Source organism: Flavobacterium sp. NLM (assembly GCF_002210235.1).
Lineage (GTDB): Bacteria > Bacteroidota > Bacteroidia > Flavobacteriales > Flavobacteriaceae > Flavobacterium > Flavobacterium panici.
Window position 1 is genome coordinate 206,693 of sequence record NZ_LIAC01000001.1, and the last position, 21,739, is coordinate 228,431.

A 21,739-nucleotide genomic window follows, 5' to 3' on the forward strand; every position below is an offset into this window, starting at 1 on the left:
TGATATATTTCTACCGATATTAAATCCCTACGGGATAAACTAGTCTGGGCGTTTGTGTTGTTATCGATATTAAATCCCCTACGGGACAAAGCAAATAAAATGTTGCATAATTTTTTGTAAACATTTCAATCGATTGTGTGCTATCCCGTAGGGATCTAATATCGGTAGAAATATATCAATGCCCGTAATTATTTGTCCCGTTAGGGACTAAACAAATAGTCTTGAAGTAAATACAATTAAAAAAAATAATTAATTGAGGTTTTATCCCAAAGGGATTTTATATGTGGAGCAATATGATAAGACTAGTTTATCCCGTTAGGGATTTTATATCGGTAGCAAACATCAATTACCGCAATTATTTTGTCCCGTTAGGGACTACACCTTTAAAACGTATTAAAAAATAAAACCTAATGATAATACAGAATAAAAAAATCAATAAAACGCTATATCTGTTTTTCCTTTTTCTGTTAATGAGTTTTGCAGGCCATTCACAAACGCCTGTAAATCTCAAATGCGAACATTTAGTAAATCCATTAGGAATTGATGTTCAGGAACCAAGATTTTCCTGGCAGTTAAGCGGTAACAAGAATAATGTATATCAAACCGCATATCAAATAGAAACCGCAACAGATTCAATCGCTTTAATAAAAGGAAAAGCAACAGTTTGGAATACCGGAAAAGTAATTTCATCAGATATTTTAATTTCTTATAAAGGAGAATCTTTACAATCTTTTACCACTTATTTCTGGAGAGTAAAAATTTGGGATCAGAATAACAAACTGCAAATTTCAAAAATTCAGCGTTTTGAAACTGCCATGATGCAACCCAATGATTGGAAAGGAAGTTGGATTTCAGATTCTCATGATATAAATTACAAGCCCGCTCCGTATTTCAGAAAAGAAATTTCCACATCAAAAACAATAAAAACAGCTCGTGTTTATGTTACAGCCGGAGGATTATATGAGTTTTATGTAAACGGAAAAAAAATTGGAAACCGAATGCTCGATCCAATGTTTACAAAATTTGACAGCCGAAATTTATATGCCACTTTAGACATTACATCGCAATTACAAAAAGGAAAAAACGCTTTTGGTATTTTATTAGGAAACGGTTGGTACAACCATCAATCGACCGCTGTTTGGAAGTTTGATAAAACAATTTGGAGAAATCGTCCGCGTTGTTTGGTAAACATCAGAATTACCTATTCTGATAATACAACGGAAACTATTGTTACCGATGAAACTTGGAAAACAGCAGACAGCACAGTAATTTTCAACAGTATTTATACAGGCGAACATTATGATGCCCGTAAAGAAATTAGCAATTGGAACAAACCTGATTTTGACGACAGCAATTGGAAAAAATCTACAATTGTAAAAGCGCCATCATCCAATTTGGTTTCGCAGCAATTGCATCCTATCCAGATTACAGCTCAGTTAAAACCAACAAAAATTAATCGGGTAAATGATACTTTAACCGTATTTTCATTCCCAAGAAATATTGCAGGAACCGTTCGTTTTTCGATAAAAAATGCTGCTCCGAAGACTATTTTCAGAATAAAACATGCAGAACGTTTGTATCAAAACGGAATGGTTGATCTTTCTAATATCGATTTACATTATCGTCCTACAGACAATTCAGATCCTTTTCAAACGGATATTTATATTGCAAAAGGAAATGCTGAGGAGAGTTTTTCTCCAAAATTCAATTACAAAGGATTTCAATTTGTAGAAATAACCACAAATAAACCTTTTAAATTAAATGAGGATTGTCTTTTAGCTCTGGAAATGCACAGTGACGTTCCTTCTGTCGGAAAAATAAAAACTTCAAATGAGGTTTTTAATAAAATTTGGGAAGCTACAAACAGCAGTTATTTGGCCAATTTATTTGGTTATCCAACCGATTGTCCGCAGCGCGAAAAAAACGGGTGGACAGGAGATGCGCAAACCAATGTAGAAACCGGATTATATAATTTTGACGGCATTACGATTTACGAAAAATGGCTTGCCGATCATCAGGACGAGCAGCAGCCAGACGGCGGAATTTCTAATATTGTCCCAAATCCGGGAGCTTTTGGATATGAATTTGCAACGGGTCCGGACTGGACGAGTTCGATTGCAATTATTCCGTGGAAAATATATGAGTTTTACGGAGATTCCAGTTTGCTGAACAAGATGTATCCCAACATCAAAAAATATGTAGATTTGATTGATCAAAAATATCCAACAGGTATTACAGATTGGGGATTAGGCGATTGGGTTCCTGTTAAAAGCCAAAGTTCTAAACCGCTGACTTCGACAATGTATTATTATGCAGATGCTTTGATTTTAGCCAAAACAGCAAAATTATTAGGAAAAACAAGCGATGCTGAACATTATTTTAAATTAGCAGCAAAAATTAAAACGGCATTCAATCAGGAGTTTTTTAATCCGTCAACAAACTTATATGCGAGCGGAACACAAACCGAATTATCAGGCCCGCTTTATTGGGGATTAGTTCCTGATGAATTCAAACAAAAAGTAGCCGATAATCTGTATAAAAAAGTACAGGAAACTAATTTTCATTTGGATGTTGGTTTATTAGGAACGAAGTCTTTACTGAATGCTTTAAGCGAAAACGGTTATGCCGATGCTGCGTATAAAATTGCTTCACAGGAAGATTTTCCTTCGTGGGGTTATTGGATAAAAAACGGGGCTACAACTTTGTATGAAAACTGGCCATTGCATGTTGAAAAAAACGACGCATCTTTAAATCATATTATGTTTGGAGAAATAGGAGCGTGGATGTACAAAGGTTTGGGCGGAATTTTTCCAGATGAAAATGCACCGGGTTTTAAGCACATTCTATTAAAACCAAATTTTGTAAACGGACTTGATTTTTTTGAATCGGAACACATATCTCCTTACGGAAAAATTGTATCAAACTGGAAACGGGAAAATAAAAATATACTTTATAAAGTAGTTGTTCCGCCAAACTCCAATGCGAGTTTTTATTTAGGCAAGAACAGCACTTTTACTTGTAATTCAAAAGATATTAATGTTGCAAATGAAGGAATATATAAAGTGATTCAACTTAAATCCGGTTCTTATTCTTTTAAAATTACCGAAGAATAAAACTTTAGATTCTATTAAAATAAAAAAAAGCATTAGTAACGATTACTAATGCTTTTTTTTATTTCTGGTTAACGGATTAAATTCTTATTTCGAATTCAAATCAATTTCATAATTAAACGAAGTTGCTTTTGCATAAACCAAATATTGTTCTAAAGGTTTTGGCCCGCAACCCCAGGAACCAACGCCTAAGGTTTTATGCGAAACACACAAAACAGTTCCTTTACTTTTAGGTAAATCTATTTTGTATTCTACATTTTCCATTTCTTCATCGCTGTAGGGCAGCGCAGCAACCTGCAGTAAATCATCGCCCTGTTTAACAGTTAAACCTAAACCATTTTGAGATTTTACATTTGCCCATCGTACATCTTCATGATTTCCGGCTTCCATAGGTTTTTCATAAGGCGTTAATTGTTCGTTTACAGAACTGTAATAATGACCAACATCAAAACCACTTTTTCTATCAGGATAATTTTCCATTGGCCCGCGTCCTAAATAATCAAATTGGTTTAAATCTTTATCTAAAAACATACGAACACCAATTCGGCCTAAAATTAAATTGGGATCATTAAAACTCACATCATTCGTGATTTTAATAGAACCGTTTCCGCTAATGGTATAAAAAACGTTGTGTATTACTCTAAAGTTTTGTTTGCCCGTTCCGGTTAAAGTCGCTTTAATTTCAAAACTGCCGCTTGATATTTTTTGCGTTTTTATGTTGCTTGCTGTCCATTTAATGTTTTGTAAACCATATTTGTCCCAATTTTCATAAGCCCACATATCATCTTTTCTGTGCGGTGCGCGCCATAAATGCAAAAGCGGTCCTCCGTTTTCCTGTAAAAGATTTTTACCGTTTTTTTCAATTTTAGAAAACGTCCCTTTGTTTTTATCAAATTCAATTTTAAAATTACTTCCAATAAGCTGAATAAAGTTTTTACTGTTTTTTACAGATAAATCTGCTTCTACAATATGTTGTAAAATTGGCGGAATATTTACCGGAAGTTCAAATTGCTGTGAAGCTACTTCGTAACCTTTATTTGCCCATAATTCATCTTCTGCAAGAGCAAATGAAATGCGTAAAAAATATTCTGAACCAGGTTTATACAAAATATCTAAAGGGATTTTGATCTCTTTTTCTTCACCAGGATTGATAGAACCGGTTTTTAGATCCCCTGAAGCTCTTAAATTGCCGTCTTGCGTTAATTCCCATTTGGCAGTAAGACTGTTTAAGTTCTTGGTTTCGTAACGGTTTTTAATCGTGAAAAGTCCATTTTTACTGTCTTTATCTACAATCGAAATCCATTGATATGCATGTTTTAATTCCGGATAATGTGGTTTTATTGATCTATCTGAAAAAACAACACCTTTATGAATAAAATACTGATCGTTTGGATATTCGCCAAAACCACCACCAAAAGCCGTTATAGGATGTTTAGGATCACGATTATTATAAATTCCCTGATCCTGCCATTCCCAGATAGCACCGCCAAGTAAAGCCGGATATTTATCAAATAAATCATTGTAGATATCTACAGAACCCATCGAATTAAACATCGCATGCGCATATTCGCATAAATAAAATGGTTTGTTTAAAGAGGCATCATTAGCATGTTTTTCTAAATTAAAAACATCCGTATACATCTGGCTGTCAATATCTGCCGGATTATTCAACGCAATGCCAAAACCTTCATAATGAGTAGGTCTGGTTGGATCAATTTCCTTAATTGTTTTTAGAGCCGTTCTAAAGTTTACACCGCCCGTTCCGTTTTCGTTCCCCAAAGACCAGATCAATACCGAAGGATGATTTTTAAAATTTTCTGTATTCGCCACATTTCGATCAACAATTGCCGCTTTCATTCGCGGTTCATCATTAAATTCATTCATCGCTCCGTGGCATTCAACATTGGCTTCGGCAACTAAATAAAGACCATATTGATCACATAATTCATACCATCGCGGATCATTAGAGTAATGACTCGTTCTGACATGATTACAATTGGCTTGTTTGATTAAAAGAATATCTTTTATCATTTGTTCTTCGGTAACGGCATGCCCGTCGTCTGGCCAGTTTTCATGGCGATTAACACCTTTCAGTTTTATCGCAGTGCCATTTACAGTAAACAATCGGCCTTTAATTTCAATTTTTCTAAAACCTGTTTTTGATGATAAGGTTTCGATTGTATTTTTTCCTTCTTTTAAATTGATGACGGTTGTGTAAAGAGAAGGCGTTTCTGCAGTCCATTTTTTAGGATTACTGACATGAAAAGCCACGTCAACCGTAATTTCCTGACCGGGTTTCAAAGCCGGAATATTTTTCTTCCCAGCAGCTTTACTCACAGGATTATCTCCATCATAAAGAACAGCTTCAATAAAGCGGGGTTTTGTTGCTGTATTTCCATAGTTTTTAATTTTTGTTGTGACCAAAACATCGGCATCTTTATAATTTTTATCCAGATTTGTTTTAATGAAATAATCTCGAATATGTTGCTGCGGCGTACTCCAAAGCGTTACATTTCTAAAAATACCGCTTAATCGCCACATATCCTGATCTTCTAAATAACTTCCGGTTGTAAAACGATATACTTCGACAGCAAGCGTATTTTTTCCGGCAACAAGATATTTCGTTAAGTCAAATTCTGCGGCATTACGGCTGTTTATGCTGTAGCCGACTTTTTTTCCGTTTACCCAAATAAAGAAACCCGCATCAACACCGTCAAAAGTGATTAAAATGCGCCTTCCTTTCCAGTTTTCGGGAACGGTAAAATCACGGCGGTAACTTCCCACAGGATTTCTTTCGTGAAACGCCGTAAATTTTTCAGGCGGAGTACTCATAACTTTTGGAAAGTCTTTCTGGAAAATATAATTGTAATTGCTGTAATAAGGCGTTCCGTAACCTTCAATCTGCCAGTTCGAAGGCACTTTTATTTCCTTCCAACTAGATACATCGTAATCTGTTTTGTAAAAGTTTACCGGACGTTTTTGCGGCCAGTCGACCCAGTTGAATTTCCACATTCCATTTAAACTTTTACTAAAAGTAGAAGCGTGTCGGTTAGCTGTAAGCGCTTCTTTAAGTGAAGCATAAGGCATTAAGGTTGCATGAGCAGCTTCTTTATTTATGCCAATGTTTTCCGGGTCTTCAATTTCTTTTGGAACTTTGGCAGTATCCTGAGCAGAAAAATTTTGTTCTAATTTTTGAAACGCAAAAATTGAATTTTGGTTCAGGATCAGAATTAAAAATAATAAAATTTTGGAAGCTTGATTTTTTAATAATGGTGGCATCATAAATTTAAAATTTCGGTCATTAGTTATCATTATGCTGTTTATTAATTTAAAGTAATAGTTTCTTTTAATCGAATGTCTTTTGATGAAGCACCAATTAAAATTTCAAACTCTCCCGCATCATAACCAAAATCTTTTAGCGCTGTTTTGTAATACGAAAAAGCACTTTCGTCCAGCGTTATTTTGAATTCTTTGGTTTCGCCTTTTTTCAGAAACATTTTGCTAAATCCTTTTAATTCTTTCACAGGTCTTTCGACTGGAGAAATGATATCGCGAACATATAATTGTGCCGCTTCTGCGCCATCTGCATTCCCTGTGTTTTTTACCTTAAAAGTAACATTAGCAGATATTTTACCCTCGTTTTGCTGTATGGAAACTTTAAGATCGCTGTATTGAAAACTCGTGTAAGATAATCCAAAACCAAAAGCAAACTGCGGTTCAATATTATTTTTATCATAATGTCTGTAACCTACAAATAAACCTTCTTTGTATTGCACTCTTTTATCATTATCGGTATCATAATAATTGTTGTAAGTAGCATTGTCTTTCCAGTTTTTTTCGAAACTTACCGGAAGTTTTCCACTCGGATTTACTTTTCCCAATAGAATATCCGCCAATGCTGCACCGCCTTCCTGCCCGGCATAAAAAGTATGAACAAGGCCTTTAATATTTGGAAGCCAGTTTTGCATATACACATTTCCTCCGGCATTTAAAACCACAATAGTATTAGGATTTGCTTTTGTAACCACTTTTATCAATTCTTCCTGAGCTTCCGGAAGTTCAAAAGGTCTTTCATCTCCTTCATGCTCAATCTGCTGATTAAAACCAACGCAGAGAATAGCAATATCGGCTTCGGAAGCTAGTTTTATAGCTTCGTTGAAATTTTCTTCTTTTGGTTCAAACCAGGCAAACGTTATGGAAGCGTCTCCGTTATTTTCATAATATTCAAGTCTTACTTTGTATTCTGTATCAGCATTTAAAGTAAGTTCAGCATTTTTTTCAATAGGGCCGTGATCGCTCCAGTAATCCAGCACAATTTTGTCGTTGATAAACAGTCTGTAGCCATCATCGCCTCGAACAGCAAATTTATAAACAGCAGTTTTTGTTGGTTTGATAACGCCTGTCCATCTTACAGAAAAATTATCCTGACCCATTCCGATAACATTTGGAGTCTGAACCCACGAAAAATCAACAATTTTATCCTTTCTAACTTCCAATGGAATTCCCGATAACTCTTTATTATTGAAATATTCTGCTTTCAAACCAACAGTTTGAGAACCCGGTTCTAAATAAAAAACAGATTGTTCAGACAAGGCATTCAAACTCGGAATCCCCATTGCATACGTTACAGTGCTGTTTTTTGCAGCAGTTTTAAATCCGTTATAATATGAGCTAAAATGAAAAGGTTCTGTTTGAGAACTTCCGCCGCCTGCATTAAATGAATTGGCATTTGGTCCGATAAAAGCAATTTTTTTAGTTTTTGCCAAATTGATAGGGAGAATGTTATTCTCATTTTTTAGAAGAACAATTCCTTCCTGAGCTATTTTTAAAGCAACTTTGGCACTTTTAGGATCATCTTTCGGAATACTTTCATCAGTTTGTTTTTGGTCAAAAAAACCGTAGCTGAAACAAACTTTTAAAATTCGTGAAACCTTATCATTTAAAGTTGTTTCCTGAATTTCACCATTTTTTAAAGCGGGCAAAAGTAATGTTGGAAGCATATGTTCATCGCCCGGCATTTCGAGATCTGTTCCGTTTTTAAATGCAGCGATTCCGTCATGAACGCCGCCCCAGTCAGACATTAAAATGCCGTCGAATTTCCAGTCTTTTTTTAGAATATCTAAATTCAAATGGGCATTTTGCGAAGTATGTTCGCCGTTTAGCAAATTATAACTGTTCATAACTGCGCCGACTTTTGCTTTTTGAACCGCGGCTTTAAAAGCAGGTAGATAGATTTCCTGAAGGGTTCGTTCATCAATATCCGAAGAAACAAAATTTCGATCGTATTCCTGATTGTTAGCGGCAAAATGTTTTACAGTTGCCACCACACGCTGACTTTGAACTCCTTTTATATAATTAACGGCTAACGCTGCTGAGAGAAACGGATCTTCTCCCAAATATTCAAAGTTACGTCCCGTCATTGGCGCGCGTGCAATATTTACGCCAGGCCCTAAAAGAAAATTGATACCTCTGGAACGTGAATCCCTTCCTAATGCAACGCCCAGATCGTAAACCAAACTGGTATTCCATGTGGCAGCATTCATTACGCTGGCAGGGTAGGCAGTGCTTTTTCCGTAGGATTTAGTTCCTACAGGGCCGTCACTCATTTTAAATTGTGGAATTCCTAACCGTTTGATTTCTTTGGTATACATCCAGTTGGTACCGTTTATGTAATTTACTTTTTCCTCCAGCGTCATGCGGCCGAGTAAATCTTTGACCCGCTCTTCAACGGGCGCTTTGGGGTCTTTGTAGACTTGTGCATTCAAGGCAAATGTTGTGGTTAACAAGCCTATGATAATTGTTTTTTTCATGTGGTTTATTTTGCGGTAGTAGTTTTAAGTTTTGTTGAACAGCAATTTTTTGGTTTTGAAAAATTAGACATTTAATAATTCAATAAAAATACTAAAACGTTTTAGTATTTGAAAATATTTTTTTTACATTTGATAAAAAATTATGTAATTTTTTTTAGTTACTATAGTTTTTTGTGAGTTTTTATATGGATGATACTAACAAATACTTATTATGAATAAAATACTATTATGGTCTGTTACCGCCGCATTGGCCGGTTTTTTATTTGGTTTTGATACCGTTGTGATTTCTGGTGCAGATACTAAACTACAGGAATTATGGCATACATCAGATGTTTTTCATGGTTCTGTTGTTATGGCAATGGCACTTTGGGGAACGGTTGTGGGAGCTATTTTTGGCGGTATTCCAACTAATAAATTAGGACGTAAAAAAACGCTGATCTGGATTGGTATTTTATTCCTCGTTTCGGCAATAGGTTCTTCGTTAGCAAATGATCCGTGGACTTTTGCTTTCTTTAGATTTTTAGGCGGATTAGGAATTGGCGCATCAACTATTGCGGCTCCGGCTTATGTTTCTGAAATTGCTCCGGCAAAAGACAGAGGACGTTTGGTTTCGCTCTATCAGTTTAATATTGTCTTGGGAATTTTAATGGCGTTTTTATCTAATTATTTACTGCGTGATGCGGGCGAAAATGCCTGGAGATGGATGATTGGAATAATGGCTTTTCCGGCATTTTTTTATACGATTGTTGTATTTACAATTCCCGAAAGTCCGAGATGGCTGCTTTCAAAATCCAGAATTTCGGATGCTAAAACAGTTTTGGAAAAAATAGATCCTAACGCCAAAATTGAAGATTTACTGCACGAAATGCATTTGGGAAACGATAATGAAAACAACAAAGGCGAAACTATATTTTTAAAGAAATACCGATTTCCGCTGCTATTAGCATTTCTAATTGCTGTATTCAATCAATTTTCGGGGATTAACGCTTTTTTGTATTATGCTCCAAGAATTTTTGCAGAAGCAGGATTGGGCGAAAGTGCCGCTTTAATGAGCAGCGTAGGCATCGGAATAACGAATTTGGTATTTACCCTTTTCGGTGTTTTTTTAATTGATGTTTTAGGAAGAAAAATTTTGATGTACATAGGATCAATCGGCTATATAATTTCCTTAGGGTTGGTTGCAGCGGCATTTTTCTTTAAGTGGGAAGGTCTGCAGGTTCCAATTTTTCTGTTTTTATTTATAGCTTCACACGCTATAGGACAAGGTGCGGTAATTTGGGTTTTTATTTCAGAAATTTTTCCAAACCATTTAAGAGCCAGCGGTCAGGCATTTGGTTCCTCCACGCATTGGGTTTTGGCTGCTATTATTCCGTCGATGATTCCGTTTTTATTCTCTACAATTGGAGCAGCCGCCGTGTTTTTGATTTTCGCCATTATGATGGTATTTCAGTTGTTTTTTGTCATTTTCATGATGCCGGAAACCAAAGGAAAAACGCTGGAAGAACTTCAGGAAACAATTCTAAAATAATGGTTAATTGTTAATGGTTAGTTGTTAATTATGGAAAAACAACTAACCATTAACAATTAACCATTAACAATTAATTTTCATTTGCGTTAATAAATTCCGATGGCGACATCGAGAAGCTTTTTTGGAAATTTCTGCTGAAGCTTGACTGCGAATTGTAGCCTACAATTTCCGCAATTTCATACACTTTGTATTTTCCTGAAAGCAGTAATTCTGCAGCTTTTTTCAAACGGGCGTTATTAATCAACTCGTTTGGACTTAGGTTCGAAATGTCTTTGATTTTTCGATATAAAGTCGAGCGGCTCATATGCAGAATATCGGCAAGAGATTCAACACTTAAATTCGTGTCAGCCATATTTTGATCGATAATATCATCCAGTTTTTTAATGAATTCTTCGTCGATGGTATTATGAGCAATAGATTTTAAATGTGACAGCGGAGAACTCGCATAATACTCCATAACGTGGCGTCTGTTTGATAGTAAATTATCAATTTGTGCCAGAATAAAATCCATTGAAAATGGTTTCGGAATATAAGCATCAGCTCCGGATTCCAGACCTTTAATACGTGTTTGGATCGCACTTAAAGCAGTCAGTAAAATTACCGGAATATGACTGGTTTCGATATTAGATTTAATACGGCTGCACAATTCAATTCCGTCCATTACAGGCATTGTAATATCGCTTATGACAATATGAATTGTTTGATTGTGAATAATCTTTAAAGCTTCTTCACCGTTTGCAGCTTTATAAATTTTATATTCTTTACTCAATTCTTTACTCATAAAATTGAGCAGTTCCAGATTATCTTCCACAATAAGGATTTGGGTTTTTACGTTTTTAGCCGTAATCTCATTTTCAAATTCTTCATTATTATCTTTTACCGTATCAGCGGAATCTTTATACAAATGAAATTCGCTTTGCTGACGCAGCGGCAGTCGCAAAACAAACGTATTCATCGAATCGTCTACAAACTGCAGTTTTAAAGTTCCGTTATGCAGTTCCGTTAAAGAGTGGGCAAGAGACAATCCAATTCCGGTTCCGGTTTGTGTTTCAGAACCTAGAATTCTAAAGAAAGGTTCGAAAATTTTACTTTTAAGACTTTTCGGAATTAAATTTCCATCGTTCTTAACGATAAATTCCAGTGAATCTTCATCTCGGAACAAAGTAATAATCACTTCTTTTTTAGCATATTTAATGGCATTGCTAATTAAATTGGTCAGGATTTTTCGAATGGCTTCTTCATCAACAAAAGCGTAGATGTTTTTTTCGCCCAATTCTAATTCCAGATGAATATTTCTTTCTTCAATTAAAGGTGTAAACTGCGAATGTAATTGTCTCACTAATAATGAAATATTTGTTTCCACAAAAGTTAATCCCAAACCTTCCATTTCTGTTTTTCTAAAGTCCAGAAGTTCATTAACCAAATTCAATAAACGGGAAGTATTTTTCTCCATTATGGATAAATTCGGTATAATTTCCGGAGACTCGTACGTTCTTTTTAGTAAGCTTTCTAACGGACTTTTAATCAGCGTTAAAGGCGTTCGTATTTCATGCGCTACATTCGTAAAGAATTCAATCTTAGCATGATAAATTTCTTTCTCTTTCTCGTTATTCAGATTGGCAATTTTCTGGTTATTTTCCTTGATATTCATATGATGATATCTACGCAAAAGCCAGTAAAGACATCCCGCAATAATTAAAAAATAAAAGAAAAAAGCATAACCGCTTGCCCAAAATGGCGGTAAAATAGTAATTTCTACCACAGCTTCTTTACTCCAGATTCCGCCAGCGCTTAACGATTTTACCCTGAATTTATAGCTACCGGAAGGAAGTTCCGTAAAAAACACTTTATTGTTTTTATTCAGATAAACCCAGTCATCGCTGATGCCGTCCAGTTTATACCAGTATTGTGTAAGTTCGGGTGCAGTATAACTTAACGAAGCAAAATCGATATTAAAATTAGATTGATAATTTTTTAAGGTAATTTTTTTGATATACGAAACAGATTCATCAAGCGGAGAATCTTTATCATTTACAATTACATCCTGATTATTAATTTGAAGTCCCGTGATGAAAATAGGAGGATTGTATTTGTAAGTGCTGAAATTTTTAGGATTAAAACTAATCATCCCGTTCAGGTTCCCAAAATACATATCGCCATTTGAATCCCTGAAAGCAGAGCTGTAATTAAACTGATCGCTCAATAAACCGTTTGCTGTCGTGAAGATTTTAACCGCTTTTGTTTTATAATTAAATTTGACTAAACCTTTTGAAGTGGTAATGCATAAATTCTGATTTTCATCTTGTAAAATAGAATAGATCACATTGCTCGAAAAACCATCTTTAGTCGTAAATTTTTTGAATGCTTTCGTTTTAAAATCAAATAAATTCAAACCATTTTCGGTTGCAATCCAAAGGTTGTTTTGCTTGTCCTGAAAAATCGAAGTAATAAAGTCATTGCTGATACTTTTATCCTCTTTAAAATCGTGTCTGTAAACTGCTTTTTCTTTCGTTTTTGGGTTATAATAAAACAATCCGTCGCGGTAAGATCCTGCCCATAAATTCCCGTCTTTGTCGTTAAACATACAGTTAAAATGTGTGCTTTCTGAAAAATAATCACAGATTTTAAAACTGTCATTTTTCTCATCATACAAATAAATTCCAACAGATGTTACTACGTATAATTTCTTATCGGGAGTTTCGTAAAACGTAACAATAAAATCACTTTTAAAACTGCTTGTCGTATGGTCATAATGTTTGATAACCCTTCCGGTTGCAGCGTCCATAACGTCCAGTCCGTGTTCAAAAGTTCCAATCCAGATTTTATTACCTCTGGGTAAAACGCCGTGTATATTATAAAACGAAAGTCCTGATTTTGTTCCGTCGGGTTTAAAATTTACAAATTTCTTAGTCTGCAAATTAAACTTGTTGATTCCGGCATCTTCCGTACCAATCCAGAGATTCCCTTGATCGTCTTTGTGAATTTCCCTAACGGCACTTCCAACAATGGCATTTTCACTTTTTCGCGGGAAATATTTCTTAAACTGATCGTATTGTTTTTGATGATAATTGACACCGCCAAAATAAGTCCCAATCCAGACACCGTTTTCTTTATCAATCGTAATACAATACGCCGCATTGTCTGAAATGGCGTAAGGATCACTCGGACTTTTGCGTAGATTTCGGGTTGTTTTATCTTTTAAATTATAAATATAAACACCGGATTCGCTGGCAATCCACAATTCATTTTTATTTCTTTTAAACTGACGGACAAAAACCGGTTTTTCGACATCATTGATAAAAGGTGCAGTTTTTCCCGTTGCGACATCATATTTGTAAATACCGTGATCACGCGTTCCAATTAAAATGGAGTTGGCATCTAAAGCATAAATTACAGAGATTGAAAAAGTACTGTTGGGCATTTGCACCTTAATCTTATCAAAACTCTGAGTCGCTTCAGAATATCGGTATAAATCATCGTAAGAAGAAACCCAGATCACACCATTTTTATCACAGGTTATCGAAGTGGCATAAAAGGAATTTCTGCCGTCGAACATTCTGGTTTCTTTCGTGTCAACATTATATTTTATTAATGTTCCAATAGAAATAAACCATAAATTATTCTTTAAATCATTATCAATATCATTAATACGGTTGTTGATCGCTTCATTTATAAAGGTAAATTTCTCCAGTTTTTTATCATAAGAATACAATCCTTTATCAGTTCCTACCCAGATATAATTTTTGAATTCATGCAGCGACTGAATGTAATTTATTCCTAAGGAAGTTTTAGGATCGGCGCCGCTTCGGAAGGTTTTAAAATGATAACCGTCAAAACGGTTCAAACCATCTTTGGTACCAAACCACAAAAATCCGTCTTTGTCCTGAATAGAAGCCAAAACGGTATTGTTAGACATTCCGTTTTCGACCTTATAATGTTTAAAATAATATTCCTGACTAAAAATGGTAGTAGACAAAAAGAAAAAGTAAGTTAATGTCCCAAGTTTTAAAAAACGCTGCATGTATATGTCTTTATTAATTTTTTATAAAAATAGTTTCCCCTTTTGTGTCACAAGCATTCATTTTGATTTTTATCTCGCTTTTGCCTTGTTTTTAAAGGGTATTTGAACCATTTGAACACAATTGTGAAACAAAATGAGATAAAAATAAAGTGAGCTGTGTGCTACTTTGGTCAAAAATTAAATTGATATTTTTTTAATATATAAATTATGGAATTGTTGAAAAATAAGCAAAATATTTTGAAAGGACTCAAAATAAACAGCAATAGAGCGATTGCAATATTACTTATATTTTTAATAATACAAATGAAATTCTTAAAAGTTATTTTTTAAAATCATATCAAATAATCTAACCTAAAAACCAAAAACAAAAACGACCAGCAATGGATCAAAAAAACACCAAAAGTTATTTATGAAAAGAAAAAAATCCATACTAAAACAAACACTGTTGTTAATGTTGTTTGGTATCGCAGGCAATATTGCATCGGCGCAGCAAACCTTTTCGAATCCTATTCTGGATTATGGACCAGATCCTTACAGTACGTATCATGATGGCTATTATTACTACACGCACACCATGCAGGATCGTTTGGTGCTTTTAAAATCTAAAAATCTGGCGGATTTAAAAAATGCCGAAAAGAAAACCATTTGGATTGCGCCTAAAAACACCGATTATTCTGCTGAAATCTGGGCGCCGGAATTTCATTTCATCAACAACAAATGGTACGTGTATTTTGCTGCTGACAACGGTTCTAACAATACACACCGAATGTATGTTTTAGAAAATGATTCGAAAAATCCGATGGAAGGAGAATGGGTTTTTAAAGGAAAAATTGCAGCCGAAACAGATAAATGGGCTATTGACGGAAATGTGTTTACGTATAAAAAACAGCTGTACATGATTTGGTCTGGCTGGGAGGGAGATACCAACGGACAGCAGAATATTTATATTGCCAAAATGAAAAACCCGACCCAAATTGACGGAGACAGAGTACGAATTTCAAGTCCGTCAAATCCTTGGGAATTATTTGGTGCATTGCATGACGATGTAAATCCGCCGCAGGTAAACGTAAACGAAGGCCCTCAATTTTTATCTCATAAAAATAAAGTTTTTATCGTTTTTTCTGCAAGCGGATGTTGGACAGACAATTATAGTTTAGGACTTTTAACCTTTACAGGAAAAGATAATTTACTGGATGCTTCGGCATGGGTAAAATCGGATAAGCCTATTTTAGGTCAATCCGATAAAAATAAGGTTTATGCACCGGGACATAATTCGTTTTTTAAATCGCCAAACGGCAAAGAAGACTGGATTTTATACCATGCTAATTCTAATCCGGGAGAAGGCTGCGGCGAAAAAAGATCACCAAGAATGCAGCAGATCAAATGGGATAAAAGCGGAAATCCGGTAATTGGAGATCCAATGTCAGAAGAAGCTGTATTGGCTATTCCGGCTATGTAAGAGCGCTAAATTTAATACAAAATAAAACTGCCTTTTGGCTTGTCATTTTTCGACGGGACAAAAGGCAGTTCATAGCTTATAATTGAAAAACACAAAATTTGTCAATATTTTTATAAATATACTAAAACGTTTTAGTATATTCGCATATGTTGATTCATAACCGTTTATAACATTTAACTTACTAACATGAATTTAAAACCTATCTTATTTTCCTTTTTTATTGCAGCAGGAATAACCACAACAACTGCTCAGGAAATTTCAGTATTAAAATCTTCATTAGTCGGGAACAGAATTGCAGAATTTATTCCTAAAGGATTTGATAAAAACAAAACGCCATCGTTAATTCTTGCTTCTGAACCAAAAGCAAAAGGAAAGCTTCCATCAGACTGGTCGCTGGTTCCTGAATTTACTTTCAAAAATGAAAAAGCAAGTGCCGTTCTTAATCTTAAAGGCGATGTAAGTCTTTATGGCGGAGGAGAAGTTACAGGCCCGTTGTTGCGCAACGGACAATCGATAAAATTATGGAATACTGATACCGGAGCTTACAGCGTTGAAGGCGGAAAAAGATTGTATCAAACACATCCGTGGGTTATGGGAGTTCGTGCAGATGGTTCTGCTTTCGGAATTATCTTTGACAGTACATGGAAAGCGGAATTAATTACAAACTCAAATCAGATTATTTATAATTCTGAAGGCGCTTTATTCAGAGTTTATATTATTGATAGAAAATCACCTCAGGAAGTTATAAAAGGGCTTTCAGAATTAACGGGAACTATAAAATTACCGCCTCGCTGGGCATTAGGATATCACCAATGTCGATTTTCTTATGACAGCGAAAAACGTGTTATGGAAATCGCCGATACTTTTAGAGAAAAGAAAATTCCGTGCGACGTAATCTGGATGGATATTGATTATATGCAGGGTTACAGAGTTTTTACTTTTGACAGTATTCGATTCAAAAATCCTAAAGTTTTAAATGATAATTTGCATAAAAAAGGCTTCCGTGCTGTTTATATGATCGATCCTGGGGTAAAAGTAGATAAAGATTATGCTGTTTATAATTCGGGAACACAAAGTGATGTTTGGGTGAAGCAAAACAACGGAGAAGAATATCACGGTAAAGTATGGCCGGGAGATTGTGCTTTTCCTGATTTTACAAGTCCGAAAACAAGAAATTGGTGGGGCGGACTTTACAAAGATTTCTTAGCAACAGGAATTGACGGCGTTTGGAACGATATGAACGAACCTGCCGTAAATGATAATGACTTCCCAGAAGACAAACGTTTGGGAACAATGCCATATGACACACCGCATAAAGGAGGCGGAAATTTACCACAAGGTTCTCATTTGTTGTATCACAATGCTTACGGCCGTTTAATGGTAGAAGCATCTTATAACGGAATTTTAAAAGCAAATCCATCAAAGCGTCCTTTCCTGCTTACAAGATCTAATTTATTGGGAGGACAGCGTTATGCAGCAACCTGGACAGGAGATAACTATGCGGGCTGGGATCATTTAAAATTATCGGTTCCAATGTCCCTTACTTTGGGATTATCAGGACAGCCGTTTAACGGACCGGATATTGGAGGTTTCCTTGGCAATACAGATGGCGATTTATGGGCAAACTGGCTTGGTTTTGGAGCTTTTATGCCTTTTGCACGCGGACATGCCTGCGCTGGAACAAACGATAAAGAACCTTGGGCTTATGGTGCAGAAATTGAAAAAACATCACGTATTGCTTTAGAAAGACGTTACCGTTTATTGCCGTATTTGTACACTCTTTTTTATGAATCTTCACAAACAGGATTACCTGTTATGGCTCCGGTATTTTTTGCAGATTCTCAGGATTCACGTTTGAGAGCCGAAGAACAGGCCTTTTTATTAGGTGAAAATCTTTTGGTAGTTCCGGCTTTCGCCAAAGACCCGATACTCCCTTCAGGAATTTGGGAAAAATTAAGTTTAGTTGAAGGAGATAAACAAGATAAATATCAGGCTAAATTGAGTATAAAAGGCGGAAGTATTATTCCGGCAGGAAAAATTATTCAAAACGCTGGAGAAAATTCATTCGATCCGTTGAGCCTTTTCGTATGTCTTGATAAAGATGGGAAAGCAAATGGAGATTTGTATCTTGATGAAGGAGACGGTTTTGGGTTTGAAAAACAAGATTACGCTTTGTTAACTTTTAGTGCTCAAAGAAAGGACAATTCTGTTGTGGTTAAGGTTTCTGATCAAATTGGGAAAAGAAATAGCAGCAAGGATGTAAAAAATATCATTGTAAATGTACTACTTGACGGTAAAACGTACACAGGAAATGGAACTCTTAAAGATGGAATTACGATTACTTTAAAGTAGATTTCATTAGAATAAAAAAGCAAATAGAATAATAAGATTTTAGATTATGAAAAACATTCTGGTAAAGCTCTGCATTATAACTGTTCTTTCATTCCTCAGTAATACAACTTTTGGGCAGTCGACAAAAAAGTGGTCTGATTATGTAAATCCGAATATAGGAACAGCACACAGCCGCTGGTTTTTTTATACTCCGGGCGCAATGCCGTTTGGACTTGCAAAACTGGGACCTTCTACAAATGGACATCTTGGAAATGTACAAGGTTGGGAAGCTACAGGTTATGATGACAGAGATACTTCTATCGAAGGTTTTGCTTGTCTGCACGAATTTCAGGTTGGCGGTATTGTGCTTGCACCGTCTGTTGGTAAACTTCAGACAATACCGGGAAGCCTTGAAAACCCTGATGAAGGTTACAGATCGAGATTTGACCGAAAAGATGAATATGCAACATCAGGATATTATTCAGTTTTGTTGAAAGATTATAAAATTAAAGCCGAATTGACAGCAACAAAACGTGTAGGTTTTCAGCGATATACCTTTCCAAAATCTTCACAATCGAATATAATTTTTGATATTGGAAACAGACAAGGCGAAAGCGGTGCTGTTAAAGAATCAAAAGTTACGATTACTGAAGACGGAAGAATTGAAGGTTATGTAATTACCATACCAGAATATGTGAAAAAATATCAGGCTGGAGCCGAGGTGTCGATGTATTTCTCGGCAGTTTTAGATAAAAAGCCAACTGGTTTTGGGACATTCAATAAGCAGGGAATTCAGGCCAATATAAAAGAAATTGCCGGAGAAGGCGCGGGAGTTTACCTCACTTTTGACACTAAAGAAAATGAAATGATTACCGTAAAAATAGGTTTATCGTATACATCTGCAGCTAATGCCAGACTTAATCTTGAAACGGAAGCCAAGAGTTTAAATTTCGCAGCAGCGAAAAAACAAAGTCTTGCAACTTGGAATGATTATTTAGGAAGGATAGCTGTAGAAGGTAAAAACGAAAATGATAAAATTAAATTCTACACAGGATTATACCACGCTTTATTAGGACGCGGACTGGGAAGCGATGTCAACGGCGCGTATCCGATGAACAATGGTAAAATAGGTCAGATTCCTTTGGATGCAAAAGGAAAACCGCAGCACAATTATTATAATACCGATGCTATTTGGGGAGGATTCTGGAATTTAACGCAATTATGGGCACTTGCATATCCTGAATATTATGCAGACTGGGTTCAGGGACAAATTCTGGTATACAAAGATGCGGGCTGGCTTGGTGATGGAATCGCGAATAGTAAATATGTATCTGGCGTAGGCACAAACTTTACCGGACTTGCAATAGCCTCGGCTTATAATTCTGGCATTCGTAATTTTGATGTAGAAAAAGGATATGAAACCGCTCTAAAAAATGAATTAGAATGGAAAGGCAGAATTGAAGGCGCAGGAAAAATGGATGTGAAACAGTTTGTAGAACTGGGGTATTCGCCGTATTTGGATAATATGGATTATCAAACGAATACCCAAGGTTCAGGATTTTCGGCTTCGCATACTTTAGAATATTCTTATAGTGCTTATGCGGTAGCGCAATTTGCTAAAGCTTTGGGCAAAACGCAGGACTATGAAAAACTTATAAAATTAGCCGACGGATGGAAACTAATTTACGATAAGGAAACAACATTTATCAGGCCTAAATATGCAAACGGAGAATTTATAAAAGATTTTGATCCGTCGCAGCCGTGGAGAGGTTTTCAGGAAGGAAATGCGTGGCAGTATACTTTTTATGTTCCGCATAATGTTCCGGAATTGGTTTCTGTTTTAGGAAAAGATATTTTCAACGAACGTTTGAATACTATTTTTACAAAATCTCAAAAAAATGTTTTTGGAGGAGGAACTACAATCGACGCATTTGCTGGATTATCTGGTTTTTACAATCATGGAAATCAACCTAATCTGCATATTTCATGGCTTTTTAATTTCTCCGGAAAACCTTATCTCACACAAAAATGGGTTCACGCCATTTGCGATGAATTTTACGGAACCGAAGGAATTCATGGTTACGGCTACGGTCAGGACGAAGATCAGGGACAATTGGGAGCGTGGTACGTTATGTCATCGATTGGATTATTTGATGTGAAAGGATTAACTGATATTAACCCGTCATTTCAAATTGGAAGTCCTTTGTTTGATAAAATCACCATTAAGAAATTAGGAAAAACGCGCAATACTAATTTTGTTATTGACGTGAAAAATAATTCTAAAACGAATATTTATTTACAAGAAGTAAAACTGAATAATACTGACTTAAAGCAGCTTTCAATTGACTTAGAATCCATTAAAAAAGGAGGAACTTTAAATATGAAAGTAGATTCAAATCCGGCAGATACGTGGTCTAATTAATTGTTAAACTTCGTAAATTGCTGTAACTAACCTTAAACCAAACCAAATGTTATGAAACAAGTATTATATTTTCTGCTGCTTATTTCGTGCACAAAAACAATCGCACAAGAAACAGTTTCAAATCAGAAAAAAAACAATAATCCCATATTTAAAGGCTGGTATGCAGATCCTGAAGGAATTATTTTTGATAAAACCTATTGGGTTTATCCGACATTTTCTGCCCGTTATGAAGATCAGGTTTTTATGGATGCTTTTTCATCAAAAGATTTAACCAATTGGACAAAACATCCCAGAATTATAGATACTTCGGCAGTTAAATGGGCAAAAAAAGCAATGTGGGCGCCATCGATTATTAAAAATAAAAACAAATACTTTTTGTTTTTTGGCGCAAATGATATTCAGAGCGATAATGAAATTGGCGGAATTGGTGTTGCCGTTGCCTCAAAACCAGAAGGCCCTTTTAAAGATTATTTAGGAAAACCGCTCGTTGATAAATTTTATAATGGTGCGCAACCAATTGATCAGTTTGTATTTAGGGATAAAGACGGACAGCATTATTTAATTTATGGCGGATGGAGACATTGTAATATTGCCAAACTAAAACCTGATTTTACCGGTTTTATTCCTTTTGAAGATAAAACGGTTTTTAAAGAAATTACGCCCGAGAATTATGTTGAAGGCCCTTTCATGTTTATCAGAAATAATAAATATTACTTTATGTGGTCAGAAGGTGGCTGGACAGGTCCCGATTATTGCGTAGCCTACGCCATCGCCGATTCGCCAATGGGACCGTTTAAAAGAATTGGAAAAATCCTGGAACAAGATTTTAAAATTGCCAATGGCGCGGGGCATAATTCCGTTATTAAAAAAACAGATTCTGACCAGTATTTTATAGTTTACCACCGAAGACCACTCACAGAAACCGATGGAAACTCCAGAGAAACCTGCATTGAAGAAATGCATTTTGATGAAAATGGTTTTATTAAACCCGTTGTTATCACCAACGAAGGCGTAAAAGCTAATGTGATTAAATAATTTTTAGTGATAGTTGTAGAACG

At 35.6% G+C, this 21,739-nt stretch carries 9 protein-coding genes; 6 read left to right on the top strand and 3 right to left on the bottom strand.

What is annotated here, in order from left to right; genetic code table 11:
* The first annotated feature begins 410 nt into the window (after positions 1-410).
* Complete coding sequence (locus tag APR43_RS00905; protein WP_053470471.1) at positions 411-3,113, top strand: glycoside hydrolase family 78 protein; 2,703 nt, start codon at positions 411-413, stop codon at positions 3,111-3,113.
* Positions 3,114-3,197: 84 nt separating this feature from the next.
* Here the strand turns inward: APR43_RS00905 and APR43_RS00910 are convergent, their stop codons facing one another.
* Both APR43_RS00910 and APR43_RS00915 read right to left on the bottom strand, forming a co-directional pair.
* Positions 3,198-6,392 carry a glycoside hydrolase family 2 TIM barrel-domain containing protein gene (locus tag APR43_RS00910; RefSeq protein WP_205720320.1) on the bottom strand — a complete coding sequence of 1,065 codons (3,195 nt, stop codon included), beginning with the start codon at positions 6,390-6,392 and terminating at the stop codon, positions 3,198-3,200.
* Positions 6,393-6,433: 41 nt separating this feature from the next.
* Positions 6,434-8,920: a beta-glucosidase gene (locus tag APR43_RS00915; protein ID WP_053470472.1), complete on the bottom strand. Its 2,487-nt coding sequence runs from the start codon at positions 8,918-8,920 to the stop codon at positions 6,434-6,436.
* A gap of 211 nt (positions 8,921-9,131) precedes the next feature.
* Between APR43_RS00915 and APR43_RS00920 the strand changes: the two genes are divergently transcribed.
* Positions 9,132-10,448 (top strand): sugar porter family MFS transporter, encoded by a 1,317-nt coding sequence (locus tag APR43_RS00920; RefSeq protein WP_053470473.1) that lies wholly within the window; start codon positions 9,132-9,134, stop codon positions 10,446-10,448.
* Positions 10,449-10,518: 70 nt separating this feature from the next.
* On the opposite strand, the gene APR43_RS00925 is transcribed toward APR43_RS00920, so the two are convergent.
* Positions 10,519-14,469 carry a hybrid sensor histidine kinase/response regulator transcription factor gene (locus tag APR43_RS00925; RefSeq protein WP_053470474.1) on the bottom strand — a complete coding sequence of 1,317 codons (3,951 nt, stop codon included), beginning with the start codon at positions 14,467-14,469 and terminating at the stop codon, positions 10,519-10,521.
* A gap of 409 nt (positions 14,470-14,878) precedes the next feature.
* Here APR43_RS00925 and APR43_RS00930 point away from each other — a divergent pair, with 409 nt between their 5' ends.
* The 4 genes from APR43_RS00930 to APR43_RS00945 all read left to right on the top strand — a co-directional run bounded on the left by APR43_RS00930 (position 14,879) and on the right by APR43_RS00945 (position 21,716).
* Positions 14,879-15,928 carry a family 43 glycosylhydrolase gene (locus APR43_RS00930; protein ID WP_053470475.1) on the top strand — a complete coding sequence of 350 codons (1,050 nt, stop codon included), beginning with the start codon at positions 14,879-14,881 and terminating at the stop codon, positions 15,926-15,928.
* Between the two features lie 186 nt (positions 15,929-16,114).
* The gene (locus APR43_RS00935) at positions 16,115-18,280 is read left to right on the top strand and encodes a TIM-barrel domain-containing protein (protein ID WP_053470476.1); all 2,166 of its coding nucleotides are present in this window, start codon (positions 16,115-16,117) and stop codon (positions 18,278-18,280) included.
* Positions 18,281-18,326: 46 nt separating this feature from the next.
* The gene (locus APR43_RS00940; RefSeq protein WP_053470477.1) at positions 18,327-20,681 is read left to right on the top strand and encodes a GH92 family glycosyl hydrolase; all 2,355 of its coding nucleotides are present in this window, start codon (positions 18,327-18,329) and stop codon (positions 20,679-20,681) included.
* 51 nt (positions 20,682-20,732) lie between these two features.
* Positions 20,733-21,716, top strand: a complete 984-nt coding sequence (locus APR43_RS00945; RefSeq protein WP_053470478.1) for a glycoside hydrolase family 43 protein — start codon at positions 20,733-20,735, stop codon at positions 21,714-21,716.
* The last annotated feature ends 23 nt before the right edge of the window (positions 21,717-21,739 follow it).